This is a genomic window from Acinetobacter sp. ANC 5600 (assembly GCF_002018395.1).
Classification (GTDB): Bacteria; Pseudomonadota; Gammaproteobacteria; order Pseudomonadales; family Moraxellaceae; genus Acinetobacter; species Acinetobacter amyesii.
The window spans coordinates 333,769-360,340 of the sequence record NZ_MVKW01000004.1 but is presented as its reverse complement, the minus strand read 5'-3'; the positions used below and the strand labels follow the sequence as shown (position 1 = coordinate 360,340).

At 39.5% G+C, this 26,572-nt stretch carries 26 protein-coding genes; 17 read left to right on the top strand and 9 right to left on the bottom strand.

Annotation, left to right across the window (positions count from 1 at the left end):
* Nucleotides 1-100: 100 nt before the first annotated feature.
* Nucleotides 101-709 carry a flavin reductase family protein gene (locus B1201_RS11325; protein WP_078193607.1) on the bottom strand — a complete coding sequence of 203 codons (609 nt, stop codon included), beginning with the start codon at nucleotides 707-709 and terminating at the stop codon, nucleotides 101-103.
* Between the two features lie 104 nt (nucleotides 710-813).
* On the opposite strand from B1201_RS11325, the gene B1201_RS11320 reads away from it, so the two are divergent.
* Both B1201_RS11320 and B1201_RS11315 read left to right on the top strand, forming a co-directional pair.
* A complete protein-coding gene (locus tag B1201_RS11320; RefSeq protein ID WP_078193606.1) occupies nucleotides 814-1,635 on the top strand; it encodes a PhzF family phenazine biosynthesis protein in 822 nt (273 codons plus the stop codon).
* A 149-nt stretch (nucleotides 1,636-1,784) separates the two neighbouring features.
* Nucleotides 1,785-4,553, top strand: a complete 2,769-nt coding sequence (locus B1201_RS11315) for a M16 family metallopeptidase (protein ID WP_078193605.1) — start codon at nucleotides 1,785-1,787, stop codon at nucleotides 4,551-4,553.
* Between the two features lie 81 nt (nucleotides 4,554-4,634).
* Here the strand turns inward: B1201_RS11315 and B1201_RS11310 are convergent, their stop codons facing one another.
* Both B1201_RS11310 and B1201_RS11305 read right to left on the bottom strand, forming a co-directional pair.
* Nucleotides 4,635-5,699 carry an amidohydrolase family protein gene (locus B1201_RS11310; RefSeq protein ID WP_078193604.1) on the bottom strand — a complete coding sequence of 355 codons (1,065 nt, stop codon included), beginning with the start codon at nucleotides 5,697-5,699 and terminating at the stop codon, nucleotides 4,635-4,637.
* Between the two features lie 172 nt (nucleotides 5,700-5,871).
* Complete coding sequence (locus B1201_RS11305) at nucleotides 5,872-6,273, bottom strand: DUF3144 domain-containing protein (protein WP_078188837.1); 402 nt, start codon at nucleotides 6,271-6,273, stop codon at nucleotides 5,872-5,874.
* A gap of 106 nt (nucleotides 6,274-6,379) precedes the next feature.
* Between B1201_RS11305 and B1201_RS11300 the strand changes: the two genes are divergently transcribed.
* Complete coding sequence (locus B1201_RS11300) at nucleotides 6,380-7,012, top strand: hypothetical protein (RefSeq protein ID WP_078193603.1); 633 nt, start codon at nucleotides 6,380-6,382, stop codon at nucleotides 7,010-7,012.
* A 35-nt stretch (nucleotides 7,013-7,047) separates the two neighbouring features.
* Here B1201_RS11300 and B1201_RS11295 read toward each other — a convergent pair whose 3' ends face one another.
* On the bottom strand, nucleotides 7,048-8,292 hold the full coding sequence (locus B1201_RS11295; protein WP_078193602.1) for an MFS transporter: 1,245 nt from the start codon (nucleotides 8,290-8,292) through the stop codon (nucleotides 7,048-7,050).
* Nucleotides 8,293-8,436: 144 nt separating this feature from the next.
* Between B1201_RS11295 and B1201_RS11290 the strand changes: the two genes are divergently transcribed.
* The gene (locus B1201_RS11290; RefSeq protein WP_228144779.1) at nucleotides 8,437-9,099 is read left to right on the top strand and encodes a TetR/AcrR family transcriptional regulator; all 663 of its coding nucleotides are present in this window, start codon (nucleotides 8,437-8,439) and stop codon (nucleotides 9,097-9,099) included.
* Nucleotides 9,100-9,167: 68 nt separating this feature from the next.
* Here the strand turns inward: B1201_RS11290 and B1201_RS11285 are convergent, their stop codons facing one another.
* Nucleotides 9,168-9,599 carry a hypothetical protein gene (locus B1201_RS11285; RefSeq protein ID WP_078193600.1) on the bottom strand — a complete coding sequence of 144 codons (432 nt, stop codon included), beginning with the start codon at nucleotides 9,597-9,599 and terminating at the stop codon, nucleotides 9,168-9,170.
* 225 nt (nucleotides 9,600-9,824) lie between these two features.
* On the bottom strand, nucleotides 9,825-11,285 hold the full coding sequence (locus B1201_RS11280) for an inorganic triphosphatase (protein WP_078193718.1): 1,461 nt from the start codon (nucleotides 11,283-11,285) through the stop codon (nucleotides 9,825-9,827).
* A 321-nt stretch (nucleotides 11,286-11,606) separates the two neighbouring features.
* Here B1201_RS11280 and B1201_RS11275 point away from each other — a divergent pair, with 321 nt between their 5' ends.
* The 4 genes from B1201_RS11275 to B1201_RS11260 all read left to right on the top strand — a co-directional run bounded on the left by B1201_RS11275 (nucleotide 11,607) and on the right by B1201_RS11260 (nucleotide 15,051).
* Nucleotides 11,607-11,990 carry a DUF962 domain-containing protein gene (locus tag B1201_RS11275; protein WP_078193599.1) on the top strand — a complete coding sequence of 128 codons (384 nt, stop codon included), beginning with the start codon at nucleotides 11,607-11,609 and terminating at the stop codon, nucleotides 11,988-11,990.
* Nucleotides 11,991-12,583: 593 nt separating this feature from the next.
* Complete coding sequence (gene thiE / locus B1201_RS11270) at nucleotides 12,584-13,204, top strand: thiamine phosphate synthase (protein ID WP_078188828.1); 621 nt, start codon at nucleotides 12,584-12,586, stop codon at nucleotides 13,202-13,204.
* Between the two features lie 35 nt (nucleotides 13,205-13,239).
* On the top strand, nucleotides 13,240-14,538 hold the full coding sequence (gene hemL / locus B1201_RS11265; protein ID WP_078193598.1) for a glutamate-1-semialdehyde 2,1-aminomutase: 1,299 nt from the start codon (nucleotides 13,240-13,242) through the stop codon (nucleotides 14,536-14,538).
* A 102-nt stretch (nucleotides 14,539-14,640) separates the two neighbouring features.
* Complete coding sequence (locus tag B1201_RS11260; RefSeq protein ID WP_078193597.1) at nucleotides 14,641-15,051, top strand: GlcG/HbpS family heme-binding protein; 411 nt, start codon at nucleotides 14,641-14,643, stop codon at nucleotides 15,049-15,051.
* Nucleotides 15,052-15,166: 115 nt separating this feature from the next.
* On the opposite strand, the gene B1201_RS11255 is transcribed toward B1201_RS11260, so the two are convergent.
* Nucleotides 15,167-16,081, bottom strand: a complete 915-nt coding sequence (locus tag B1201_RS11255) for a LysR family transcriptional regulator (protein WP_078193596.1) — start codon at nucleotides 16,079-16,081, stop codon at nucleotides 15,167-15,169.
* 156 nt (nucleotides 16,082-16,237) lie between these two features.
* On the opposite strand from B1201_RS11255, the gene B1201_RS17060 reads away from it, so the two are divergent.
* From B1201_RS17060 to rapA, 6 genes are all read left to right on the top strand, one after another.
* Nucleotides 16,238-16,477 carry a hypothetical protein gene (locus tag B1201_RS17060; RefSeq protein ID WP_213032934.1) on the top strand — a complete coding sequence of 80 codons (240 nt, stop codon included), beginning with the start codon at nucleotides 16,238-16,240 and terminating at the stop codon, nucleotides 16,475-16,477.
* A complete protein-coding gene (locus tag B1201_RS11250; protein ID WP_213032933.1) occupies nucleotides 16,399-17,022 on the top strand; it encodes a hypothetical protein in 624 nt (207 codons plus the stop codon). The genes B1201_RS17060 and B1201_RS11250 overlap by 79 nt, the downstream gene beginning before the upstream one ends.
* Before the next feature lie 387 nt (nucleotides 17,023-17,409).
* Entirely contained in the window at nucleotides 17,410-17,742 is a 333-nt protein-coding gene (locus B1201_RS11245; RefSeq protein ID WP_078193595.1) for a hypothetical protein, read from the top strand.
* 161 nt (nucleotides 17,743-17,903) lie between these two features.
* Nucleotides 17,904-18,608, top strand: a complete 705-nt coding sequence (locus tag B1201_RS11240) for a phosphopantetheine-binding protein (RefSeq protein WP_078193717.1) — start codon at nucleotides 17,904-17,906, stop codon at nucleotides 18,606-18,608.
* A gap of 133 nt (nucleotides 18,609-18,741) precedes the next feature.
* Complete coding sequence (locus B1201_RS11235; RefSeq protein ID WP_078188821.1) at nucleotides 18,742-19,386, top strand: RluA family pseudouridine synthase; 645 nt, start codon at nucleotides 18,742-18,744, stop codon at nucleotides 19,384-19,386.
* A 141-nt stretch (nucleotides 19,387-19,527) separates the two neighbouring features.
* Entirely contained in the window at nucleotides 19,528-22,365 is a 2,838-nt protein-coding gene (gene rapA / locus B1201_RS11230) for an RNA polymerase-associated protein RapA (protein WP_078193594.1), read from the top strand.
* A 111-nt stretch (nucleotides 22,366-22,476) separates the two neighbouring features.
* On the opposite strand, the gene B1201_RS11225 is transcribed toward rapA, so the two are convergent.
* The gene (locus B1201_RS11225; protein ID WP_078193593.1) at nucleotides 22,477-22,914 is read right to left on the bottom strand and encodes a hypothetical protein; all 438 of its coding nucleotides are present in this window, start codon (nucleotides 22,912-22,914) and stop codon (nucleotides 22,477-22,479) included.
* A gap of 511 nt (nucleotides 22,915-23,425) precedes the next feature.
* On the opposite strand from B1201_RS11225, the gene B1201_RS11220 reads away from it, so the two are divergent.
* Nucleotides 23,426-23,689 (top strand): PAAR domain-containing protein, encoded by a 264-nt coding sequence (locus tag B1201_RS11220; RefSeq protein ID WP_078193592.1) that lies wholly within the window; start codon nucleotides 23,426-23,428, stop codon nucleotides 23,687-23,689.
* Between the two features lie 106 nt (nucleotides 23,690-23,795).
* Entirely contained in the window at nucleotides 23,796-24,593 is a 798-nt protein-coding gene (locus tag B1201_RS11215) for an alpha/beta fold hydrolase (RefSeq protein WP_078193591.1), read from the top strand.
* A gap of 61 nt (nucleotides 24,594-24,654) precedes the next feature.
* Here the strand turns inward: B1201_RS11215 and fabR are convergent, their stop codons facing one another.
* Nucleotides 24,655-25,329, bottom strand: coding sequence for an HTH-type transcriptional repressor FabR (gene fabR, locus B1201_RS11210; RefSeq protein WP_372491111.1), 675 nt, complete (start codon nucleotides 25,327-25,329; stop codon nucleotides 24,655-24,657).
* Nucleotides 25,330-25,497: 168 nt separating this feature from the next.
* Between fabR and B1201_RS11205 the strand changes: the two genes are divergently transcribed.
* Complete coding sequence (locus B1201_RS11205) at nucleotides 25,498-26,565, top strand: ferredoxin reductase (RefSeq protein WP_078193589.1); 1,068 nt, start codon at nucleotides 25,498-25,500, stop codon at nucleotides 26,563-26,565.
* Nucleotides 26,566-26,572 lie beyond the last annotated feature (7 nt).

Here is a 26,572-nt window from a genome sequence, read left to right as displayed (position 1 = left end):
TTCAATATTTAAAATTAAGTTAAAGTTAGCATGAAAAAGCTCAAAACGGATGATTATCCATTTTTAGCCCTAGATAAACGACATATCTCACAGCGCTATTTTAGTCTGATGCCTCGTTTACAGATACAGGATTACCAATGGTATAAAAGTGCCCGCCAGCAACATGGTGTAGGCTTTTCCATTCATCTTCTACTTCATGATAATACCAATGTCCGTTACGGAAGACGCGGTCATCAGCATAGGCAGCAATGACTTCGCCAATAAACAGATCGTGCGCTTGTTGATTGTGAGGTTCAGGAATAAGTTTGCACAGTAGCCAAGCAGCACAACCTTCAACCACAGGAATATCTGAGTGATTAAATTGAAATAATTCCACGCCACATTGGCGTAATTTTTCTGGCGCATCACGTTGGCTCATCATGCCAAGTGCATAGACCAGTTTGAGTTGTTTTAGTGTCGGAACTTGTAAGGCGAAATAGCCTGAATTCTCAATAATCTCACGGGTTTTAGTTGATTTATCCAGTACTACTGTCACTTTTGCAGGATTGAACTCTAAGGCGCATGCCCATGCTGCAGTCATGACACCAGTATGGGTTTGGTCTTTAGCAGAGACGAGCACAGTCGGCCCATGATTTAAAAGTCGGTATGATTTTTCTAAAGGAACAGGGTGAATATGCGTTTTCAAAATTGTGCCTATATTTAAGTTCATCTAAAACTTAGATGTTTTATTAAAAAGTGTTGCTACATAGCATATAACGCATGAAATATTTTCAAAAGCCTTTAATATAAATCACTAAATCAGGAGTTCAATCAATGAAAATGTATCAAGTAGACGCATTTACCCAAGTGTTATTTAAAGGCAACCCAGCGGCGGTTTTGGTGTTGGATGAATGGTTAGATGAACACTTGATGCAACAGATTGCTTTGGAAAATAATCTGTCTGAAACTGCATTTGTGAAAAAAATTGACAGCAGTAATTATGAAATTCGTTGGTTTACACCGACCACTGAAGTGGACTTTTGTGGACATGCGACATTGGCCAGTAGTTATGTGCTTTTTGAGTTTTATACGGCTGAAAAAAATATCCAATTTCATGTCAAAAATCTCGGTATTTTTAGCGTAAATAAAGCTGAAGATGGAAAAATTCTGATGAATTTCCCTGTGCGTCGGGCACAGGTCGTGAGTGAATATCCTGAAGAGCTACGTCTAGGGTTGAGTCAACCTTTTAAGCAGGTTTATCTGAATACGCAGGCGTATATCGTGGAATACGAAACGGCTCAACAAGTTTTGGACGAACAACCGAATTTTGAAATTTTAAAACGTCTTGGCAAAATCCGCACCGCCATCACAGCGCCGGGTACGATCACTGATGTTGCAATCACTGCGGCAGCCCAGCAATATGACTGCATTTCACGCTATTTTGCACCGGGCAATGGCATCAATGAAGATCCTGTTACAGGTTCTATTCATACTGGAATCGTGCCTATTTGGGCAGAACGTCTAGAAAAACGTCAAATCTTGGCGTATCAAGCATCGAGTCGTGGTGGTGAGTTACACTGTCAAATGCTTGAAAATGACCGTATAGAAATCTCAGGCTATGCGTGTTTGTATATGCAGTCTGACATTTATATCTGAACATAAATCAAATACATGCTGTCTCATTCTGCAGCATGTATTTAATAAAAAGTAACTATTAATCCAGAAAAGCTCAGCATAAAATCAAAACCAATCTGATCGACAGCACTGCGCTGATCGATGCTAAATATAAAGGACACTTGAATTACATGCGTATTAAACATTTAACGCTTTCACTTTTTTTTGCAGGTTTAAGTACAAGCCTCTTTGCTCAACCTGTATTGGTTAAAACTGAACAAGCCATTGAAGAATATAAATTAGACAACGGTTTTCGTGTGGTTTTGGCGCAAAACGATAAAGAAAGCAAAGTGTTTATGAATACGGTGTATTTCACGGGTTCATTAAATGACCCTGAGGGCAAAGGTGGTTTAGCGCATTTGCTTGAACATTTGGCTTTTAAAGGCACTGAAAATGTCAAAGGTGATGAATTTCAGCGTCGCTTAGACCAATTCACGCTGATGACCAATGCCAGTACGGATTATTATTCAACGAAATACACCAATGTGATTCGTCCTGAACAAAGTTCAATCGATCAAGTTTTGCATTTGGAAGCAGAACGGATGGATAAATTGGTACTTCAGGAAAAATTTGTACCGACAGAAATTGATATCGTTAAGCGTGAACGTGAAATTCGTTTAGATCAGCCATTTTCAGTGTTAATCGACCAAGTTTTAAAAGAAGCCTATGGCAATCAATCTTTAGGCCGCTTACCGATTGGTGATTTGAAAGAACTTCAATCGATCAATATGAACGAATTAAACAAGTTCTATCGCCGTTGGTATGCGCCAAATAATGCAGTGATGGTGATTTCTGGTAAGTTTGATAAAGCGGCTGTATTAAAACAAATTGATCAACAATTTAGCCCAATTGCCGCACGTCAAATTCCTGAACAGGCCAAAGTCCCTAAATTAGATGGAACGAAATTAAAGCAACGCGAATTTACTGTTCATAAGGGTAGTGACTTTGGCAAATTTAATATTTATTTAAATGGTGCAGTCGAACCGATTAAAACTGCTTTGGCGGTATCTCCAACTTTGTATACCTTACAGCCAAGTGGGCATTTGTATCAAAGCATGGTGGAAACAGGGACAGCAACCGCAGTTCAATCGACCACATGGTTAGATAAAGATTTTAATTTGGTGTTTATGGGGGCGATATATGGCCCAAGTCATGATGCAAACAAAGTGGCAACCAGTCTGGCACAAGGTGTAGAGCAGAATAAAGCCTTTAATGATGTTGAGCTAAACCGTGTTAAAAGCTTGACTCGAAATATGGCTGACAATGTCAAAAATAGCGCAACAGCACTTGGCGAGCGTCTTAGTTCTTATACTGTGGCTTATAACGGGGACTGGTCTCAATATTTCAGAGACTTAGATAAAGTACAAAAGCTGAGTGTAAGCGACGTGAATCAAGTGTATAAGGATTTTCTAAAGCCTGAATACCGTGTCACAGGAAATATTCTACCAACACCTGAAGACCAGAAGAAAGCACAGCAACAGGCTGCGTCGAAACCTGCTGAAACTTTAGATCAGCAAGCGCCTGCAGAAGAGCCGTTGAAAGATGCGAGTGTTTATCGTGCTGAAGTGAAGCAATATGTTGCAGAGTCTAAGCAATATTTAAATCAGAAAGAAAAGCAGATTCAGCGGGCTAAATTTAAAAACGGCATTCAGTATGCATTGTTCCCAACCAAAACTCGTGATGACAAGACCTATGCAACAATTGCATTGGATTTTGGTACAGCACAAAGCTTAATGAATAAAGGGGAGTTGCTAGATTTAACAGCTTACCTTATGTTCCGTGCATCTAAAGATCAAAGCTTGCAGCAAATTGCCGATAAAATTATTGATGTCGGTGGCGGCGCAACGGTCAGTGCAAATGATAATGGCCTCATGATTCAAGTGGTTGCTCGTAAAGAAAAATTTGCTGAATTTTTGCAATATGTCATTGATGTTATTAAAGCGCCAGCATTTGAACAATCACAATTTGATTTAATCAAAGCGCAAAGTTTGTCGAGCTTGGATCGACCTTATACAGAGCCAGATACCGTTGCAGCAATGACTTTGTCGCGTATTGTCGAGATCTATCAGCCGGGGGATATTCGTTATCACTTCGAACCTGAACTTGCGAAAAAACAAATTGAGTCAGCTACACGTGATCAAGTGCAGCAGTTACATCAAAAATTCTTTAAAACACAGCATGCACAAATTGCGGTAACAGGTGATTTTGATACCAAGCAAATAGAAAAAATTCTGAAAAAAGAATTTGCAGATTGGAAAACCAGCGAACCTTATCAACGCTTAGAGTCTACGTTTACGGCATATCCTGCACAGAAAGTGCATGCATTGTCTGAACAGCGTGAGTTTGGTAGTTACCAAGCCATTATGACTCTACCTGTAGGTGTAGAGCATACCGATTCTCCTGCGTTACAAGTATTACGCCACATACTCGGTGATTCACAGTTGTCTTCACGTCTAGCTCAAGAGTTACGTGAAAAGAATGCACTGGTTTATGGTTTTAGTGCAGACATTAATTTTGATGAATGGGTGAATTCAGGTGTACTGAGTATTGATGCAAACTACACTGCGGGTAAATCAGCACAAGTTTCTCAATCTGTTCATAAAGTGTTGCAAAACTTATTGAAAAATGGCGTGACGGAACAGGAAGTAGAAGCAGCCAAAGCCAGTATTTTGAAAAAGCGTTTAACTGCACTTGAAGATGACCGTCGCATTCATAGTATGTTGATTCCACAGTTAGAAAAAGGTCGTGATTTAAACTATCGTGAACAGCGTGATCAACGTATTGCTAGTTTGACCAAAGCGGATGTTAATGCTGTCATCAAAAAATATATTCAACCTGAGCGTTTGGTTGAGGTGATGGCTGACCAATATGGTCAAGCTGTAAAATCTACTCAAAAATAAAATTAATAAAAAAAATCCTCCATCTGGAGGATTTTTTTGAGCTGCATTGTATGACTTGATTGTAAGATTATCTTAACGAACTTATAGGCGGTAGAACTGACGGGCATTTTGTTGGAAGACTAAAGTCAGTGCATCATGATCATAACTCACGACCGCATCTGAAAATGCGTCAATAATATTCACCAAGGAGGCACTCACACTATCCATCGGGAAGTTAGAGCCAAACATCACACGGTATTTCCCAAAGCATTGTAGAGCATGAGAAATAAGCGGAAAGGCGCAATCGAAAATCTCTTGTTTGGATGCAAGGCGTTGTTCTTTATGAAACTGATGACCCAGTACAGGCATGAATAATCCAGACATTTTGGTATAAACATTTGGGCAACTTGCCAGTTCAGCTAAATCATCTTTCCAACGAAACAAGATATTGTCACGTGAAGTTTGGGTTAAGCCTGTATGTGAGCCGACAGGTCCAAAGGCACCGACAGGTGTCCCAAAATGATCCAGCACGATAGATGTTTCAGGGAAAGCACGTGCTAAAGCGGTTAAATCACGAATTTGGTCTGAATAAACCCATGCATCAAAACTTAAATTCATTTGAGCAAGAGCTTCAAAACCTTTCATAAATTTTTTATTGGTATAGAGATGGGGCTCATTGGTCCATGCATGAACTTTTGGGTCTTCATGTACAGCTGCCATTTTTCGTATGCCACGAAAATGTGGGGAGGCTTGTTTATGCATTTTAAGAATTTTCTTAAAACTACTGTCACATGGGTCTGCAGTGCCGACTATGGCGCCAAGTTTAATTTTTTGAGCGTTAAAGTCTAAGGATTCTATGAACTTGGTTTCACCAACTACCCCTTTACCTTTATGGTCATGCCAGCTCGCTTCTACATGTACGATTTGATCAACCAAATAATGTCCTGCATCTTGCTTATAATTTTTAGGCAAATACGGTGTCGTCACATGTTTGGTTAAGCCAACCGTGTCAATTAATTCTTGCGGCTTAATCAAGCGCATCATTTTGTCGAGCAAGTAGGGATGTTTACCCAATAATTTCACGGCAAGTGAAGCGGCATGTGGGGTATTGTATGGATCCCATTGATGTATATGTGAATCCACGATGGCAAAATCGAGCGTCTGCATTGCTATCCTTGTACTTAAAACCATGTCCATTTCTTGCGTATTTCATTGTATTTTCAAATATACAAGGTACTGAAAATAGCATGAATGATGAAAATACAACGTTATGACTAAATATTAAATCAAAGCTTTGTGAAAGAGAAGTTGTATAAAAAAAGCCCCGAAGGGCTTTTGATTAATGCTGATGATCGTGGTCGTGATCATGCTTATTTGCATGGAATTCTTCGTTATGACGGAAGCGAAGATAGTTTTCAAACTGTTCGCAATATTCATCATAATTATCTTCAAGCATCATTTGAAATTGTTGAAGAATATAAGACATCACTTGATCTTTGGCATCACGCATTTCTTTGCCATCTTTGAAGCCATTTGCAGCAACCCAAGTATTAAAACGAGCAGTACCAAATAACATGGCAGCACTCACTTGACCGCGCATTTCTGCAGGTTTGACTTGAGAACCTTTTTCAACACGACAAAATTCATTGGCTTGTTTAATAAATTCATCCGCACGTTCAAAGAAAGCTGCATTCAACGCTTCTTCTTCGGTTACATCAGTAGCTTCAATCTTTTGAACCATGAATGTGTCCTAGCATAAAAATCTAATGCAGTATTATAGGCAAAGCCTTGCAGAAACTAAACCTTTGACTTAATCTAAAAATAGCCTAAGTAGAATGGAATGCTCCATGCAAGATGCAATCGCAGTGCAAAGTCTGAAAAGTGATATTGCATTACTTCGACAAAATATTTGGCCGCCCTCAACCTTAGCCAATGTAGAAGGGCTGCCCATTTATTATGGTACACAGGCTGAAGTGGCTGAATATTATGCGCAGTGGACAGGCTTAATCGAACGTGCTCAAGACTTATTTCAGCCCTTTATGGAAGATGAAGTCCTTGATGCAATTCATTTGCCGAGTCATTTGAATCTGCCGCTTTTTTATTTTCACGTGGATCGTATTCGAATCAACAAAACACGTGCGAAAGAATCTAAAACCTTTCGTGGTATTGCCAGCTTAGTTGAAAAATGTGGGCAGTTTGAAGCTGATCAAATTCAAGCGATGCGACTATGGCTGGACAGCGATGACACGGCAGCTTTGGTCGCACACCGAGAATTTATTGACCTCAGAACCTATGTATTTCAACATGGACAAAGTGAATACACCCGTACCCGTTTTTATGTGAATGGCATTGTTCTCAGTGTCGAAAACGACTTTAAATTGGTGGATGCCCGTGACAAACCACGTAAAGCCCGTAGTGATAGCTATAGCGACCCATTAGCAGATAACAATACGTGGAAAATCTTTGGGAAATATCGTTAATCAAATGTATTGACGATATCAGTTAGAGCGTGTACTTAGTTTGCTGTACAAGGAAGCTTCGGGTTATTTAATCCACGCCCTAATGTGAATATAGCCACTATGGCAAATGCGACAAAGGTCATCACTGAATACAATAAGGTATTGGCATTAAAATGATCAACAATATAGCCGCCAAACAGTGAGCCACACGCGATCATGAGTTGGAAAATACCAATAAACAATGGCATGCCTTTTTCAACAGCTTCAGGGGTATGTAAAAACATCCAAATATTGGCCGTTGTAGGAAATGCCCCAAAGGCGAAACCCCATAATGCGGTTAAAAGATATGCACCGAATAAATGAACTGCAAAGTGTGGGAAGCTAAAAAATACTACGATAAAACTGAAGGCAACAAAAGCAAGGGTATAGCGGACATTGATGTTACTGCTATAACCCGCAAATAAATTACCAAAGAAACCGGCTATACCGTAGATCAATAATAATGAACTGATGGTGGTCGCATCAAAGCCTGCATGATTCTTAAAAAATGGGGCGAGATAGCTATAAGAAGAAAAATGAGCAAAACCAATTAATAAAATAATAATCAGGCCTTTACGTGCTTTATCATGTTGAATCAGTGCAGGTAAATCACTAAATCGAATAGCCGATGTCGGTGGAAGTTTTGGGAGAAATTTGATTTCTAAAACTAAAATGACGATGCCAATCGCTGCAATGATTTGAAACGCACTACGCCAACCTAACCAGTCACTCAACCATGTACCTAATGGAACACCTAAAACCGTCGCTAAGGTAACTCCTGCCATGACGATCGCAGTGGCTTTGGCAATGGCGAGATGACTGGGTGCGACACGTCCACTCAAGGCTATGGCTGTTGCCCAAAATCCACCGATAGCAATACCCAATAGAAAACGGCTAAACAACAACAGTGCAAAGCTTTCTGCGAAGCCAGTTATAAAATTAGAAATGATCATAATCACGGTTAAGGCAATCAGTAAGATACGACGGTCAAGTTGCTTCACAGCAACAGAAAGCAGGGGCGCTGCGATCGCACCCATAATGCCAGGGAGGGTAATCACCCAACCTGCGGTACCTACACTAATATTTAAATCTTGAGCAATGGCATTTAACACGCCAATAGGTAAAAACTCACTGGTGACAAGGGCGAAAGCTGTAATGGCAACCGTGAGGATTGCAAACCAATTCCCTTGATTAGGAGAAGACACTTCGGGCTGCTGCGCCAACGGTACATCTGGTTTTAAAGCTGTAGCATGCGTATTCATAGCGTTACACCTTAATTATTTAATTTAATAGTGACTGTTATAAAAATAAACTATTTGATTAATTTATGAGCGTCAATTATTTTATTAGTGAACGTTATAAAATATAAATGTTAGCTTATGATGAATGATTCAAAGCAGGAAAATATGCACGCTAATCCAGCCGATTCGGTCAAGAAGCGTGGACGACCTAAATGTTTTAATGAACAGCAAGCCTTGGAAAAGGCGATGATGTTGTTTTGGCAATTTGGCTATGAAGGAACGTCCATCAGTGATTTAACTCAAGCTTTGAATATCACCGCACCTAGTCTATATGGCACATTTGGCGACAAAACGGCGCTTTTTGAAAAATGTATTGAATACTATAGTGAACACGAAGTTCAGCCTGCAGAAAAAATTCTACAAGCAGGTCAAACGGCTAAAATTGCGATGGAGCTCTATCTGTACGACAGTATTCAGCATTTGGTGCAAACTAATAAACCTAAAGGTTGTATGGTGGTAGTGGCCACGATGAATTGTTCACAGCAAAATCAAACCATACAAGAACAGCTCAAACAACGACGTGCCTATACCAAAACAAAAATTATGGATCGGCTCGCTATAGGTGTGCACAATGCGGAAATTGAAAGTTTGGCTCATGCAGAGCAATTGACTGATTTTTATATGACCTTATTACAAGGAATGACCATACAAGCGCGTGATGGCATGGGCTTGATACAATTACAGCGCATGGTGAGTAATGCAATGAGATCATGGGAGTTATTAGCACAAGGTCAAATCAGTATGGATTATGAATTAAACCCCCAATAGCAGCGTAGCCTTAAGGCAATTTTCTTAGTTTTTTGAATGACTGTTATACAAAAACAATTTTTTGACGCTTATTTGCAGGGATGAATTTTAATGTCGCCCAATTCCATCACACTGATATAACCATCAACCGCAATTAAATTGTCACTTTGACTCGATAGAGTTAGACATTCTCCAGACTTGACGCTGGATAGTAGCTGACCTTGCTGCGGATTCAAGTTCATACTGTAAATACTCAGTGTGCCAGCATCGGTTTTGATTTGGTAAGACTCATCACCATAGTCCTCATTATTATTGCGCAGGACTTTAAAGGTTCGTCGTGTCTGATCAAAGTTTTGAGTTGGAGAAAGCGGCTTTTCTACTTGTAAGGATGCCGTGCGCCTTAATTCGGTGCTTTGCACAGGCTTATGTTGTTCACTACAAGCACTCAGTAATGGGAAAAGGATAAATATAAGTGAAAATGAAAATAGGGGATGAATTACAGGTATGTGACTATTCAACATAAAACCACCCTGAATCTAATTTTTCAGATAGCTTATTTTAAAAGTTTTTATCCAGAAAACAAAAATAATAGCTTCTCAAAATATTTCAATGTAACTGAGTCAAACTAAAGAAATGATGAATTGAAATTAGCCGACTTTGAATCTGAATGTTCAACAAATGAATATCTATATGACAATGTGGGATGCAAATAAAAAGGGAGACTCATTGAATCTCCCTTTTTGATTTTACTTAATGAGTTTTCGACTCACAAGGAATTGTTCTGTCGCTTCTAATAGCTTATCAGCATAAACCTCTAGTTTTGCCGTTAACCAGCCGAGAACAAACCAATCGCTAGCTTCCAGCTCTGTTTGCTGAATATATTGTGCAGAAGAGGAAAGGACTTGGTATTCCTGAGCTGCGACTTGTGCATCATTGAGCGCTTTACTGTATTTCTGCAAGTTTTTTACATCATAAATAGACGTCAAAATTGGGAAGCTAAATTTAAGCTCTTGTATGCGTTGAGAAAGCACGTCTAAGCTTTCAAAATTGTTAATGTCGGCATCATTTAAAGCCTCTTGGAGGGCTTTATATTGGTTTTGCAGGGTTGTTTGAGCATACCATTTAAAATCATGTTGCTGCGGCGCATCATCGAATTTCAAACTAAACATTAAAAGCTCAAGATAATGATGCACATTTTGAGTCGATTTAACTAAATTGCCTAACTTCTCTTTGGCATACAAAATATCTTTGGTTAAATTTTCTGAAGTCGTTGGGTTTTGTAAAAAGCCACCCAAGGTATTTTGCATGTGCTCAAAATGGTGTAATTGTTCAAACTGCTGTTTAAATGCGCCTAATTGCAATGCCCATTTTTCAACGATATCACTGTTCCAATCTTTAAATAGCGAAATGGTCAATTGTAAATGATGGAGTGCTTTTTGAGCTTGTGTAATGTGCTCGGCCTGAGCCACACCTGCAGAAATTGCGGCAATATTAGGCAGAAGGTGCTGCATTTCCTGTGCAATTAAAAGTCGTAAGTTTTTTGCGGCAGTATCTTTTTTACTGAGTTGAAATTCTTTAGCCTCAACTGCTGGACTCACAGTTTGATTAAACGCCAGCAAGTTACCGATTTCCGCTTTACTGCGAACATCTAACCATAAATGATACTTTTTAACCCATTCGAAACTAAAGGCAAGGAGTGATTGAATAGAGCCGCTTTTAAGCTCAAATTCAACTTCATGAACTTCTGTTTCTGTGCTGTTGCTGCGGATACAGCCGATATCTAAGCTAACTTCGATCTTGGCGTCTTCAAACTCTATGACGCGATAAGTTCTCAGAATGTCAGTTTCAAACTGAAGTTGTAACGAATCCTGCTGATCGCCTAAAGTGGTTTTTAAAACTGACTGAACTTCAGCTTCATTGGCATAGACCGATAAATCTAGGGCAGGGGCTTGTTCATGCTCGCCCAAATCTAAGTTATGTTCAAACCGTTCAATGTGACTTTTACCTGCAGCTTTCAGGGTTTGAATCCAGCGCGTTCCTTCTAAACGTTGACGCAAAGCTGCATGCTGCTGTGCCATTTTTCGATCTGGGGTATCAAAATATTTAGCTTTAAGTTGAATTTGTTCCGATTTTTTTGGATCGAGTGCCTTTAATAATGCAGTTCGACGTGCTTCTGGAATCTGGAACTTTAATTCAACTTCAACCATGGTTTTCTGTCCTGATGTCACAACTTCATGATCTGGCATGAAGCGATCTTTAAATTTTTATAAAAATGAAAAACTAAAATGCGCGTAAATTTTCTATGAGCTAAACGCGTTTCGATTGTAGCGAAAAACAGTTGAGAAGTAAGACTTGACTGATTTGAAAACTCTGATTTTGGACTAAGAAAAGTTTTAAAAGATGGATATTCCATCAATTGTATAATTTACTATTGCTCGAGTTACATGGGAGCAAAATAAAATTTTACGCCTTTAAAATGGGCGAGTTTTGAGCTATGTTGGTTAAAATAAGTTCAGGATGAGCACAAAATGAATTCACAAGTACAACCCGAGTTAAATCGAGATTTAAAGCCCGAACTTCAGTTGCCTATTCGTGACTACTCGCAATTTTATCGATTTTATTTGACTGAACATCGAAATATCATGAGCCGACGTTTACATGCCACAGGCAGCAGTATAGGACTCTATTTCTTTGCAAAAGCAATTTTAAAAAGACAACCGAAGTATTTTGCTTATGGCCTGGTTTCAGGCTATGCCTGTGCATGGGTCGGACATTTTTTCTTTGAAAAAAATAAGCCAGCTAGTTTCAAGCAACCTTTGTACAGTTTTATTTCCGATTGGCGCATGCTGTCTGATATTGTGAAGGGGAACTTAAGCTTAAAACACCGTAATTTAGATAAGATTGATAGTTAATTGTTTATTAATCAAACGCTTAATTTTTATGGATATGGGTGTGATTTTTTTCAGTAAATGACTTGCAAAATTAGAGTGATTAGTCTAATAATGTTCATATTGTTTATTTATTTCTTATCATAAGACATGAATAGTCGATAAACCCCAGTTTTCCGAGCCTAGAGTGACCTTCTCTAGGCTTTTTTTATGGCCTTAGAAAAGTCTATTGTTTGAAATATATAACAATAAAAACTTTTATAAAATAGGTTAGACTTTTTGATGCTCTGAACGCTCCCCAAAACGCTTCTTACCAAGCACCAAAAAGTCTAATAGGTTACACATTTTTATTTTTATAAAAGTGTTGTGTTTTTATGCGCTGAGTTTTGAGTTCTTCTGGTGCACTATTAAATAATTTGTATCAGTTTTGTTCTATACCTGAAAATAGGTATTTTTTGCCATTTTCTACAGAAAATTTAATTAAACATTTATATAAGTAGTCCTGTGAAAAGGAATATAACTTTCTCAGCAGCAAAGCATTAAAATTTTATGCCCCAAGCAACATTTCACAGACCTAATCGTTATAATATTCAAAAGTTTTAAGTTGTGATTGAACTATGCGTGGTTTATACCTCATTACCAATGATGATCCTATCGAATTGCTTTTAGCCAAGCTTGAAGGCGCGATGGCAACTTATGAAGTTGCTGTTTTGCAATATCGTCGTAAAAAAGTGGCAAAGGAAGATCAGGCTTATGAAATTGAATACATGAAAAATATGTGTAATCAGTACAAAGTGCCTTTTGTCATTAATGATGATCTCGAAACTGCAGTTCAGTATGGTGTGGGTGTCCATTTAGGGCAAGATGACGGTTCAATTGCTGAAGCTGTAGCACGCTTACCTAAAAATGTTTTGATCGGTCGAAGCTGCAATAACTCTTTAGAACTGGCTGAGCAGGCAATTGCAGACGGTGCAAACTATGTGGCTTTTGGTGCCATTTTTGCAACTGAAACTAAGCCTGAAGCAGGCAATATTGGCTTAGAAACGCTAAAACAAGCCAAAGCGAAACTAAATGTACCTATTTGTGCAATTGGTGGTTTAACTGTAGAAAATTCAGCAGAAGTCATTGAAGCAGGTGCTGACCTTTGTGCTGTGATTAGTGATGTATTAGGTCGTTCAATGTCTGCTGTCAGCAGTCGTGTTTATGAATGGTCTGAGCTTTTTGCTGAACAAGCTTAATTTTATTTTTTAGATTGAATAAGTAGAGAATTTTTATGAGCTTATCTGCTAAGCAAGAACAATTATTTAAACAAGCCAGCAAGCATATTCCTGGCGGCGTAAACTCTCCTGTACGTGCATTTAATGGTGTAGGTGGAACTCCGGTATTTATTGAAAAAGCGCAAGGCGCATATCTCTATGACGTAGACGGAAAACGCTATGTCGACTATGTCGGCTCTTGGGGCCCAATGATTTTAGGTCATGCTCAGCCCGACATTATCAAAGCAGTTCAAGACGCGGCTGTTGATGGTTTGAGTTTTGGTGCGCCAACTGTACATGAAACGACTTTGGCGGATATTATTTGCGAAATTATGCCGTCTATTGAATTGGTTCGTATGACCAACTCAGGGACTGAAGCAACGATGACTGCCATCCGTCTTGCTCGTGGCTACACCGGCCGTGATAAGATTGTAAAATTCGAAGGCTGCTACCATGGCCATTCAGATTCGCTTTTAGTGAAAGCGGGTTCTGGCCTACTTACTAAAGGTGAGGGTGAAGCGACTTCTGCAGGTGTTCCAGCTGATTTCGCCAAACACACCTTAACACTGCCGTATAACGATATTGCGATGCTTAAAGAATGCTTTTCAAAATTCGGTTCAGAAATTGCAGGTGTAATTGTCGAGCCAGTTGCAGGCAACATGAATTTGGTGAAACCAATTGACGGTTTCTTACAAGCCATTCGCGATGTATGTGATGAACATGGTTCAGTCTTTATCATTGATGAAGTAATGACAGGTTTCCGTGTCGGTCTTGGCGGTGCGCAAGCGCATTACGGTGTAACGCCTGACTTGACCACTTTAGGCAAGATTATTGGTGCTGGCCTGCCTGTGGGTGCATTTGGCGGCAAGCGTGAAGTGATGGAATGCATTGCACCTCTTGGCAAGGTTTATCAAGCAGGTACATTGTCTGGTAACCCATTGGCTATGCGTGCCGGTATTGAGATGTTTAAACATCTGCGTAAGCCGGGCTTCTATGAAACTTTGACTGAAAAATTGGCAGGTTTGCTTGCTGGTTTACAGGCAGCTGCAGACGAAGCGGGCATTCCGTTCTTTACGCAGCAAGTGGGCGGCATGTTCGGTATTTATTTCACTGATCAAACTGAAATTACTGGTTTTGATTCAATTTTGAAATGTGATGTAGATGCGTTCCGTACGTTCTTCCACGGCATGCTGCAGCGCGGTGTAAACTTAGCGCCTTCAGCATTTGAAGCAGGTTTCTTCTCAAGCGCGCATAGCGATGAAGATATTGCATTTACCATTGAAATGGCGAAAGAAGTTTTTGCCGAAATGAAGTAATTTTCATTTAAATCGGTAAATTCTGCTTTAGAATAAAGCCCGCAGCCTGCTGTGGGCTTTTTTGTTGTTTTAAGTTCGGCTTTTTAAGAAAAGGATTTTTAAATGAAAACCAAGCATTATTTAACTTTGGCAGATGCAGAATTTTTACTAAACACAGCACATGCTTATGCAGTAGAAAATGGCTTTAATGTCAGCATTGCGGTAATGGATGAAACAGGCAATTTATTGGCAATGAAGCGTATGGATGGTGCATCGCCAATGACAGCAAATCTATGCTTAGAAAAAGCCAAATGTTCTGCGATTAGTCGCCGTCCTTCAAAATTATTTGAAGACATTATTAAAGGCGGCCAGATGGGGTTTTTGACTATGGATACCTTTTCGGGAATGTTGGAAGGTGGTGAGCCGATTTTGTACGAAGGGCAGTTGGTGGGTGCGATGGGCGTGTCTGGAGTAAAGTCTTTTCAGGATGCAGAAATTGCACAGCAGGCGATTGAGAAGTTTTTGGCACAGTAAGACTAAGCATGATCTTGAGTGAAATAGATAATTCAGCCCAATCGATATGTTGGGCTTTTTTTTATTTTGATTTAAATGTCTAGGAACTTCGCCCATAGCATTAAATCGAAATTTTCTAAGATTGAGCCGAAGCATTCAGCATGAAATTGATAAATGCTTTGAGTTTAGAAGACTGATAGTTAGACTTTGGATAGAGTAAATAAAAAGGCCGAGTTGTTTGGCTATAAGATTTGAGAACTTCCACCAACGCGCCGCTTTGTAATTCTTGCTCCACTGAAAAGCGGTAGACCTGCATCAGTCCTGCACCAGATTTAGCTAAGATTAAGGTCGAGAGATAATCATCTTTACAGGTAATTTTTCCTTGGACATCAACCATAATTTTTTTGCCTGCATCCATGAGTGACCACGGTCCAGACTTACCTGAACTCGGTAATTCAAACAAAATACATTCGTGATGCTGTAAGTCTTGGATGTTCATAGGTGCAGGGTGCCTTTTCAAATATTCAGGTGTAGCCACAATGCATAATGCAGCATCTTCAAGTTTACGTGCAATTAAGCCAGAGTCGGTTAACTCATTACCGCGAATCGCAATGTCATAATCATCAGTCACTAAATTTACATTATGGTTGCTGACATGAATCTCGAGCTTAATATGTGGAAACAGTTCGGTAAACTTAGCCATTTTAGGCAGCAGACGATAATGTGCATAAGCTGTGGGCACGCTAATTTTCAGTAAGCCGATGGGGTGTTCCTGTTCACCGCTGATTTGCATTTCACCTTCGAGTAGGCTGTTAAGGGCTTGTTTGCAAAAATAATAATAATGCTGCCCAGCATCGGTAATTTTAAGTTGGTGTGTAGTGCGGACAAATAGCTTTACCCCAAATTTTGCTTCTAAGCGTGATATCGCTCTGCTGACTGCGGCAGGAGAAATGCCTGCTGCAATTGCTGCAGCAGAGAAACTTTTCTTTTCCACGGTTAAACAAAACAATTCAAGACTGCCGATTTGTAGATCATCATAGTGACGCAGCATAATATTTCTATTTATTAATTACACGATGTAATAAGTAAATTAAATTTGAAGGTCTTTTTCAAGAATTTATTTTCGATAAAGTGGGTTTAACAGCTGATTCAGCACTGGCTGAGAGCAATTATTTATACAACTCCACAACGAATATCGGAGATACATATGGCGATTCTCAACTACGAAACAGGCCCGATTCAGGCAGAAGCAGCGTTTACTTCAGACTTCCCAGTTGCAAGTGAAATCAAGATGCATGATTTAGTGAATATGCAGGAAATTGAACGTCGCAGCATGGATGTGCGCCCGGGCATGCGCCACAAAAATATATGCCACTTGGTTTTGACCGTTTTAGTGGTGCGCTTTGGACTGGTGGACGCTACTTATTTGATACTTGGGAAAATGTAAAAGATTATGAGCGTTTCACCAGTGAAGAATTGGAATTTGAGCCGAATGTAAAGTTTTGGAGCCGTCCATTTTTCTTGAATGTACAGCGAAATATTTGGCGTGTTGCTGGTGCTCATGATTTTAAACCCTTAGCAACATCACATCATGTTGTGCGTTTTGAACGGTTTTCTACACAGCATGATCAGTTAGATCAGCTGCTAAAAGAGGTTTGGCCGACTTTGCGAGAGCATGCGCAGGCGCTAGGTTTGTCCAGTGCTTGGCTGATGTTTAATCAAGATGAAAAGCAAGTCAGTATTGTGACTGTGGCTGCCAAAGTGGATACAGGTAATGCGGCTGAAGATAGCATCAAGGCTTTGGCTAAACTTGAAAGCATGAGCTCTTTGAGTGAATTGTTACCTTCTGAATTAAAGTTAACTCCACTATTTGATCGAACCAATCCAATACTTGCACAGTGGCTGCCTCTGTCTCGTGTTGCAGGCGGTGAACCTTCGGTACATCCGATGTCACCACCTTTGGCTGCACTGAATGTCGAACCTCAGAAATAAACACGATAAGCTGACAGGAGTACTGCTCTTGTCAGCATTAACATTTAAGAAACTTGCCCAGCAAATCTTGTCGTTTGAAGTATCAGGGTTTATTAGGGTACTATCAGTGCTAGTTTTATATGCTATGTAATATACTGATTTAGGAATTACATTAAATAATGTAATTCTTGATGCGATGTATATTAGGGATGAGCTGCAGCGATACATATATTTTACAATGATGAGTATTGATGTATCTCGAATATTGTTTGGGGATGAAAAGAATATTAAAGAAATTATCGTAAAATAAAAAAATGATATTTGAAGAAAAATATCTATATTTGAAAATTTTTTATGCTCATTTAAAAAAAAATGGCTGTTATACGAAACTAAAATAAAGGGAAAGGTATGGACTCAAAAGAATTAGCTCATCTGCTCAAAAAAGGAATTATTAACGAAAACCTAGAAATTTATAAAGGATTGTTCACAGACTGCTCACCATCAGAAATAAAAGATCCTTATTTTATTGAAGCAATAAGTTTTTTTAATACTTTGCCAGACGAACATAAGAGAATTTTTTTCTCTATCTTACGACAAGTAATGATTGATTCAATTAGTAATGTATTAGGTGTTATTGATGGCAGCTCAAGTTTAGAAGAGCACGATGGTGATTTTTCTTTGCTGTATGAGGGTAAATCACTTGAATATTTACAAGATTATTTTTTATCCGAATTTGAATAAAACCAAAACTTAGGTTTATCTAATAAACTTAATAGAATTAAAAAAATCTATAAGTTTAAAGTTGACCAAAAAGTAAATTATCAGTAGCCGAAAGTCACTTTCAGATATGATTCTGCGTTAGCATATCAATTGTTCCAACTTGAGTTATGTACCGAGTCTGTATGCTTTATCCCATGCCTAAAAAAATCCAATTTGCACCATCTCAAGCAAAATGGCAGCTGTCATCAACACAGTCAGTATTGGTACTGGTTGGCTTACAAAATTTACGCATGCAGCAGGGTATACAAGATACGCAGTTGATGGAAAATTTGATCCAACTGACCAATAAAGCCAAAGCTTTAGAGATTCCAATTGTCGATTTATATGGTGATGATTTACTTCAAGGCATGCAGCAGCTTGGTGAATATGCAACAACACACCCGCAGCTCATCTTTGCAGGGCAAATCACGCCTATGCTGAAACAGATCTTGCCGTATCTATACAGCGTAACAGAGCAAATCTGTATTGTTGATGACGCAATTGTGCTAAATAATCAGGAACAGCATATTCAGTGGGTGGACTCCATGTCAGGCCAAGGTATTCATCACATGAGTAGTTATAATTTGATGCGACTTTGGAATCTGTCAGCACCAACTGAATTCGTTTTGTCAGCCAAAGGCATATTATTGGCTATTGCAGAGCAGCTAGATATGGACGCATTGGAAATAGATCCCTTAATCGATTTACGTAGTTATGGGCTCGATTCCGTTGCCATGGTCAGCTTAATTGGTTTGTGGCGTGCCAATGGTGCAAACATCCGTTATGAAGACTTTTTAGATGATGCAAGTCTAAAAGCATTGCTAGAAAAATTACTCAGTACAGACTAAACAAAGCCAATTGGAATTATTTTTGTTCTAAATCGGAAAATACGTCGGGAAATATGCCTTTGTGCATTGTAATTGTTGGCTAAGCTTTTTATTATTGCCGCCTTGTTTTTCGAGATCAGAACTGGATTGAACTTTGAGTAATTTTCTAACCGAACACCTGATACATCGTGACACTGACTTTATGGTGATCCATAAACCAGCAGGTTTACTCACAGTTCCGGGAAAAACAGCAGATTTACAAGACTGTGTTATCAATCGATTATTAAAAATTGAACCGAATACCTTGCTCATCCATCGTTTGGATCGTGATACTTCAGGTATTTTGGTTTTTGCATTAACCCGTCAAGGGCAAAATCGAATTTCACGCCAGTTCCAAGAACGTCAAACTTCAAAAACATATCAGGCATTGGTTGCGGGTACGCTCGAAGGTGAAGGTACTGTTGATGTACCCGTCGTGTATGACCCAGAACATCCGCCACTGCATATTGCCGATCCTGCACATAATAAGCCTGCACTTACGCATTGGAAAGCCACTGAACATTTTGAGATTCAGGGTCAAGCCGTAACACGTGTAGTGTTAACTCCTATTACCGGTCGATCCCATCAGCTTCGTGTTCATATGCAATATTTAGGTCATCCTATTGTTGGTGATACTTTGTATGCAACACCTGAGCAACAGCAGCTGATGCCGCGCTTATGTTTACATGCTGAGCGTTTAAGTTTTAACCATCCTGAAACAGAGCAAACAGTGGAATTTCACTGTCCTGTCCCATTTTAGGAAAATCATTTAAATCCCTAAGAATTCTGCTCACTATTTAGTGGGCTTTATGTCAAAATATATTGCTTTATGGTCTAGATTTTTGCTCAAATAACGTTCACAGTTTGAGCATAATATTTTCAGACCGAACTTGAGAAAAAGGTGGAAAAATTGCAGCAGTTTGCTATTGGTCAACGTTGGTTATCAGATACAGAAACGGAACTGGGTTTAGGTGTTCTTATTGATGTTGATGAGCGATCGGTCAGCATTTTATTCCCGAAAAGTGATGAAACTCGTGTCTATGCCCGTCACAATGCACCTTTATCTCGTATTGTTTTCAATGTAAATGACGAAGTCCAAGACCAAGAAGGTCAAATTTGGATTGTCGAATCGCTTGAAGACCGTGGTGGTGTGGTTCGTTATAACGCGGTACGTAAACTTGCCGATGGCACAGAAGAGCGTAAAGCACTGAATGAAACACGTATTGGTGCAAGTATTCAGTTAGCAAAACCATTAGATCGTTTGCTTGCAAGCCAAGTGGACTATAAAGAATGGTATGACCTGCGTATCGAAGCACTGCTTCTTCAAGCCAATATGAAGTCTAGCCCTCTACGTGGCTTGGTAGGTTCACGTGTGGGTCTCATTCCACACCAACTGTATATTGCGCATGAAGTGGGTAAACGTTTTGCTCCACGTGTATTACTTGCTGATGAAGTGGGTCTAGGTAAAACCATCGAAGCAGGTCTGATTATTCATCAGCAACTCAAAACGGGTCGTTCAGAACGTATCTTGGTCTTAGTACCTGATTCATTGCAATATCAATGGATGATTGAAATGCGTCGTCGTTTCAATCTTGAGTTCTCATTATTTGATCTGACACGTACAGCATCGATTAAAGAACACGATCCAGATCTCAACCCATTCTTAACAGAACAATGCATCATTGCCAGTGTCGATTTGATGATCGACCATGATGACTTGCGTGAACAAGCGCTTGAAGCTGGGTTTGATTTGCTCGTAGTCGATGAAGCCCATCATTTAATGTGGTCAGAAGAAGAAGGCGGCAATGACCGTTATGACCTTGTTGAAGAACTTGCTGAAAAAACGCCGGGTGTCTTGTTATTAACCGCAACGCCTGAACAATTAGGTGTGGAAAGTCACTTTGCACGTTTGCGTCTGCTCGATCCACAACGTTTTAGTTCGCTTGATCGTTTCTTGGATGAAGAAGAGCAGTATCACCAAACAGCTAAAATTGCTGAAGTGCTAATGTCTGATCTGCCACTCGAAGAAGGGCATTTGGCAGCGATTGAAAGCCTATTAGGTCATCGTATTACTGATGAACCTGAACAACGCTTCCGTGCCATTCACGAATTATTAGACCGTCATGGTACTGGTCGTATTTTATTCCGTAATACCCGTGAAGCGATTCAAGGCTTCCCAGGTCGTGATTGCCAACCAGCACCATTACCAGCACCTGAAAACTGGTCAATGGATGGTAAATTGCGTGAGCAAATGTGGCCAGAAGAAATGCAGCTTGATGGCTCGTGGATGGAAACTGATCCACGTGTGATGTGGCTGATGGAACGTCTGCGTACAGACTTGAAACACAAAAAAGTGTTATTAATTGCACGTAGTGGTCCAGTGGTTGAGTCTTTAGAAAATGTACTTCGTTTGCATGCGGGTATTCGCACAGCGATGTTCCATGAAGGCATGAGCTTATTAGAGCGTGACCAAGCAGCAGCTTATTTTGCTGAAGAGTCATACGGTGCGCAAATTTTACTATGTTCAGAAATTGGTTCTGAAGGTCGTAACTTCCAGTTTGCATCGGACTTAGTTTTGTTTGACTTGCCTGCAAACCCAGATGTACTTGAACAACGTATTGGTCGTTTAGACCGTATTGGTCAAGAAAATCGTATTCAAATTCATGTGCCTTATCTGGTTGGTACTGCTCAAGAGCGTATGTTCCGTTGGTATAACGAAGCATTAAATATTTTCTGTAATATCTCGCCGACTGCGCAAACCTTACAAGAAAACTTCATCGTCAATCTGAAAGATTGCTTGTTGGCAGATAAAGGCCAAGAGTTTGAAGATTTGCTCGAAGCGGTGAGTGTACAACGTGAAGCACTTGAAGCTGAACTTCAAGAAGGTCGTGACCGTTTACTTGAGTACAACTCTTGCCGTCCAATCGTGGCACAAGAAATTGTGACTGCACTTGAAGACTACGACGACAATACTACGTTACCAATGTTCATGAAGCGCTTCATGGCGTCTACAAACATTGATTTTGATGAGCAAAGTAATGGTACCGTGATCATCAAGCCAACGGATCAAATGCAAGTTCAAGGTCTGACTTTGGACGAAGAAGGTATGACGGCGACGTTCTATCGTGACCAAGCACAGATCCGTGAAGATGCTCAATATTTAACACTTGAGCATCCATTCACTGAAAGTGTGATGGAAATGATTAATACGCAAGGCTTTGGTAGTACCAACGTTGCTGTATTGAAATCGGCCGCTTTACCGCAAGGTTCTGTGTTAATGGAAGTGTGGTTTAAAGTCGATGTCGTTGCACCGAAAGCATTGAATTTGCCATCAAGTTTGCCACAACAGTTGGTTCGTGTATTACTGAGCGAAAAAGGTCAGGATTTATCGCAAAAAATTGCACCTGAAATTTTACGTCCTTATTTACATCATCTTGATGGCAACAGTTGCCGCCAAGTGGTTAAGGCGCGTCGTGATGTCATTGAACAGCGTTATACGCAAGCGCTTGAAATTGCTCGTGGTGCATTACCGGGCTTTAAACAACAAGCCAAAGAAATCTACGGTAGCAAATGGCAATATGAAATTGACCGTTTAACTTATTTGAAGCAGTTCAACCCAAGTATTCGTGAAGACGAAATTGCACGTTTACAAAAACTGCAAAAAGAAGGTTTAACACTGCTTGATGGTTTGGCAGTTACACCAGAAGCAATTCAAATTATGGTAGTGGTTAAGCCATAAGCTAAGAATATTAAAAAAGCACCTTAGGGTGCTTTTTTTATGGCTAAAATTATAACTGTAAAATTAATCACGACAGATTTACGCTAAATCTAAGTTTTGTATTGTTTATTTTTAATCTAAATTGTCGACATCGGCATAAAAAAAGTAACTATTCTTCAGCAATTCTACAGCTTGATCAAAATCTTCATTTTCATCCAACATATAAAATATGCCATCAAGCTTTGTATAGTCAGGATGATTTTTTGCTAACTGAATTTGGATCGTACTTCGTTCTGCTTGGCTGCGTGTTACATAATGAACACTAAGTAAATCAAAGTCGATGTCATTACATAGCGGCTGTTTTAAGGCAATGGCACCACAATAATCATGTATTTCAGGTAATAAGCGTAGAACTAAATCAGCCTCTTTGCTTTCCGCCACGATGAGCTCTGGGTCTGCAGTCTTACACAAGGCCAGTATTTCTGTTAATAGGGTTGTTTCATCTAGTGTATGGTCTAACACGATGACTTTTTGTGGTTGGGTTAAATCAAAGTCATTTATTAAAATCATAAAACCTCCTGAAAATAGAATGGTTATGCTTTATTTATCTGCGTTATAAAATGAAATGGTGCTACGTTTGGAATCTAAAATTTATAAAAATAGTTTTGAATAATGTGTTTAGTCTAAGAATGTTCTAAAGTTAATCATGGCGTAGAAAAGCGCCATTTTCTGATTCGAAGCTCAGTTAAATACTGAAATTGTAAAATAGGGTGCTACGCTTCATGCTCATTGCGATACCCAATATACATGCTTTGATCAGTAAAAGAATCGGCATCGCGACATAAGCTGTCGTGATTGATGTCGATTGAATTATGAAAGTGAAATGATTAAATATATTTGGACATATAGCGATAGCATCATAATCAAATGATTGATCACGAACTGCCTTAATGTCGTGTTTTGATGCTTTAGTTAAGTAAAGTTTTGGCTTGGTTAAATTTATACGTCGATGCTAGCGAGTTGTGGGTAGTTCCGTTAAAATGCTTCAAATTTCAGCAGTTCGTTAGAAGAAAATAAAAATATGAAATCCTTAATTACCTTAGGTAGTAAAACGTCACACGGTGGTGTGGTTTCAGAATGTGAACCTTCATTTGTGATTAATGGTATTGCGGTGCATTTAAACGGCATGAAACATTATTGCCCGAAATGTAATTCGACTGTGGCTGCGATCGCGGCAGATCAAAGTACAACGGTAAAGGGGCGAGGTGTTGTGGTTGCTGGAGATAAAACCACTTGTGGCGCAACATTTTTACCGAATCAATCAATGGTCGGTTCACAAAAATAATCTGCAAACTGACTTTGAGGTCATCTAGATAAACTCATTGAGTCCTGTTTAAATCGTATTGATCTCTTTATGATGTGGCATCATCAGTTGATTGGATGAGTTTTAGATGAAAAGCGCGATCCATTTTACCCATGCCAATGGTATTCCTGCTGCAAGTTATCGAAAGTTTTTATCCTACTTTGCACCGCAATTTGATGTGAAGGCGATTCCGCTTATTGGTATGGATGAGCGCTATCCGATCACCAAAGATTGGCGATATTTGGTCGATCAAGTCATAGCAGATATCGAGCACCAATTTCCAAAACAAAAAGTGATTGGGCTTGGGCATTCTTTTGGCTCTTTAGTCACCCTTATGGCGGCTTATAAACGTCCAGATTTGTTTTCACAACTGATTATTATGGATCCACCTTTCGTAATCGGTCCTAAGTCTGCCATTTTTGAAGGTATGCAAAAATTAAAGCTCAAAGCTGTCGATAAACTTACCCCTGCAGCAATTACGCTGAAGCGTAATGACCATTGGCCAAATTTGGATGAAGCCTATACGGCACTACGGAATAATCGTTTATTTAAAAGTTTTGATCCGCAATGTTTTGAGGATTATTTTGCACAAGGTGTTCGCACTGATGAAAAACGCGGTGGCGTGACCCTCAGCATTCCAAAAGCCGTGGAAGCGCAAATTTTCCGTACAGTACCTGCATGGTGGTGGCGTACTCCACGTAAAGCCCCTCAAATGCCTGTACACCTTATTACCGCAGATAACAGCCATTTTTATAAACAAGGTTTGCCTGACGGAATGAAGAAAACCTATGGTATAGATTATAGTGTAGTTGAAGGTGGGCACATGTTTCCACTTGAGCAGCCGAAACAGACAGCGCTACACGTCATGCAGTACTTACAGCATTAGAAAAATAAATTTTGCTCATAAAAAAGGAGACCTGAACGTCTCCTTTTTTGACCGTTAATTTTTAGCGAATCTGTGCTTCGTCTAAATGGCGAGCGCCTTCCAGGATCATACGAATCATAATCATGGTTTGTTCGGCAACTTCTTTGCGTTGTTCTGTCGGTAGATCAATGACTTTTGCACCCATGTTAAACACCAATTGGGTAATACCACGTGCCACGATGTCAGGATGAGCCAACTTGCTTTGATTTAAACGTTCTAGGACGATTAAATCTTCTCTTAATTCTTGTTGGAAATAGTTAAGTTGACGCTCAACTGCATTTTTATAGGAATGCGAACCAGTATAGCCTTCACGAAGTAAAAGGCTTAAGTTGCCTTCATCGGCATCTAGCTGCTGAATAAATACTTCAACTGAACTACGAATAATACTGCTTTGGCGTGATGCCTGAAGGCGTGCTTCATGCAAAATTTGACGTAACACACCACCAGCTCGATCAATCAACTCAATGGCTAATTCATCAATATCTTTGAAGTGACGATAAAAACTATTTGGAGCAATGCCAGCTTCACGTGCAACTTCACGCAAACTCAGTGATGAAATACTTTTTTGTGGACCAATTAAATTAAGCGCTGCCTGAAACAGTTCTTCCTTGGTAATTGTTGCTTTACGACCTACAGTGCGAACTGCAAGTGGAGTTTCAGCTTCAGAATGTAATTCTTCCTGGTACATGTTAACCATATTCGTCTGTGCAGACTGAGTCATATTTTTTAATAGATTAAAAACATTAACATATTATAGCCTCTGCTAATAGCTTTTGTGAAAATGTCGATTAAATGCACAAGCGTATATACAAATATATATACATGTGTATAATAATTAAAAACCTCCCATGAGTTGTATTTGATTATGCATGTACTCGAAAAAGCGAAAAAGCCTTTAAACGCACTCAAAGACAGTGTTATAGACGTCAATGCGGTGAATTTCTGGTTGCAGAAATTTAATCCGTTATGGTCTGGTAATCAGGCACTCGGCAAAATTGTACAAAAAGAAAATGCAGCAAATGAGATGGTCAGCCTAACTATACAGGTGAACCGTTTGTTTAAAATGGGTGAAGCTGGTCAGCATCATCCTGTTTTTGCTCGTGTAAATGGGATCCGTTACGAACGTACTTATAGTTTGACTCAGTTAGATGATCAACACGTATTGCTAAGTGTAAAAAAAGTGAATACGGGTATTGTGAGTACTTGGCTGGTAGAACAAGCACAAGTTGGTGACATCTTAGAATTTGGTCAGCCTTTTGGTGATATGACTTTGGTGTCAAATTCTACACCGTTGCTACTATTGGCTGCGGGTAGTGGTATTACGCCAATGTTGAGTTTGTTGAAAGCGATGAGCAAAACTAAGCAAATTGCGGAGCAACCAATTCAGTTAATGTATTGGGTTAAGTATCACGATGATGCCGCATTCAAATTACGCTTCGAAGCTTTGGCAAATCAATATCCAAACTTTAAATTTCAAATTTTCTTTACCCAAGAAGAAGTTGCTGATCCACGATTAAATGCCGCTCACGCTGCTCAAATTGACGACATTGAGCACAGTACTGTGTTTGCATGTGGTCCATCGGGTTTCGTCACTCAGGCCGAAGCGTTATTTGATCATGCACAATGCTTTATGAGTGAAGCATTTAGCATGAGCCCAATTGCAACGGATGACATTGGCTTTGTGAATGTCACGCTTACACAATCCAATAAAACCGTCAGTATCCCAAAAGGCCAATCAATTTTAGCCAGTCTTGAACAGCAAAATATCAAACCAAATCACGGTTGCCGTATGGGCATTTGTAATAAATGTGCCTGCAACAAAGTTGAAGGTTCGACTAAAAATATGGTCAATGGTAGCCAAAATACAGAACCGGGTAATTTACTCAAAATTTGTGTGAACTCAGCACAGTCAGATCTCGTTATTGATTTATAAGGTAGAA

Coding starts and splice junctions, on each gene's coding strand:
- hemL (WP_078193598.1), top strand. CDS start 13,240: ATGAGCTTATCTGCTAAGCAAGAACAATTATTTAAACAAGCCAGCAAG.
- B1201_RS11315 (WP_078193605.1), top strand. CDS start 1,785: ATGCGTATTAAACATTTAACGCTTTCACTTTTTTTTGCAGGTTTAAGT.
- B1201_RS11305 (WP_078188837.1), bottom strand. CDS start 6,273: ATGGTTCAAAAGATTGAAGCTACTGATGTAACCGAAGAAGAAGCGTTG.
- B1201_RS11285 (WP_078193600.1), bottom strand. CDS start 9,599: ATGTTGAATAGTCACATACCTGTAATTCATCCCCTATTTTCATTTTCA.
- B1201_RS11205 (WP_078193589.1), top strand. CDS start 25,498: ATGCATGTACTCGAAAAAGCGAAAAAGCCTTTAAACGCACTCAAAGAC.
- B1201_RS11275 (WP_078193599.1), top strand. CDS start 11,607: ATGAATTCACAAGTACAACCCGAGTTAAATCGAGATTTAAAGCCCGAA.
- B1201_RS11220 (WP_078193592.1), top strand. CDS start 23,426: ATGAAATCCTTAATTACCTTAGGTAGTAAAACGTCACACGGTGGTGTG.
- B1201_RS11240 (WP_078193717.1), top strand. CDS start 17,904: ATGCTTTATCCCATGCCTAAAAAAATCCAATTTGCACCATCTCAAGCA.
- B1201_RS11215 (WP_078193591.1), top strand. CDS start 23,796: ATGAAAAGCGCGATCCATTTTACCCATGCCAATGGTATTCCTGCTGCA.
- B1201_RS11260 (WP_078193597.1), top strand. CDS start 14,641: ATGAAAACCAAGCATTATTTAACTTTGGCAGATGCAGAATTTTTACTA.
- B1201_RS11310 (WP_078193604.1), bottom strand. CDS start 5,699: ATGCAGACGCTCGATTTTGCCATCGTGGATTCACATATACATCAATGG.
- B1201_RS11295 (WP_078193602.1), bottom strand. CDS start 8,292: ATGAATACGCATGCTACAGCTTTAAAACCAGATGTACCGTTGGCGCAG.
- fabR (WP_372491111.1), bottom strand. CDS start 25,329: ATGGTTAACATGTACCAGGAAGAATTACATTCTGAAGCTGAAACTCCA.
- B1201_RS11245 (WP_078193595.1), top strand. CDS start 17,410: ATGGACTCAAAAGAATTAGCTCATCTGCTCAAAAAAGGAATTATTAAC.
- B1201_RS11225 (WP_078193593.1), bottom strand. CDS start 22,914: ATGATTTTAATAAATGACTTTGATTTAACCCAACCACAAAAAGTCATC.
- B1201_RS11325 (WP_078193607.1), bottom strand. CDS start 709: ATGAACTTAAATATAGGCACAATTTTGAAAACGCATATTCACCCTGTT.
- B1201_RS11255 (WP_078193596.1), bottom strand. CDS start 16,081: ATGCTGCGTCACTATGATGATCTACAAATCGGCAGTCTTGAATTGTTT.
- B1201_RS11300 (WP_078193603.1), top strand. CDS start 6,380: ATGCAAGATGCAATCGCAGTGCAAAGTCTGAAAAGTGATATTGCATTA.
- B1201_RS11280 (WP_078193718.1), bottom strand. CDS start 11,285: ATGGTTGAAGTTGAATTAAAGTTCCAGATTCCAGAAGCACGTCGAACT.
- B1201_RS17060 (WP_213032934.1), top strand. CDS start 16,238: ATGGCGATTCTCAACTACGAAACAGGCCCGATTCAGGCAGAAGCAGCG.
- B1201_RS11290 (WP_228144779.1), top strand. CDS start 8,437: ATGCACGCTAATCCAGCCGATTCGGTCAAGAAGCGTGGACGACCTAAA.
- B1201_RS11320 (WP_078193606.1), top strand. CDS start 814: ATGAAAATGTATCAAGTAGACGCATTTACCCAAGTGTTATTTAAAGGC.
- B1201_RS11250 (WP_213032933.1), top strand. CDS start 16,399: ATGCCACTTGGTTTTGACCGTTTTAGTGGTGCGCTTTGGACTGGTGGA.
- thiE (WP_078188828.1), top strand. CDS start 12,584: ATGCGTGGTTTATACCTCATTACCAATGATGATCCTATCGAATTGCTT.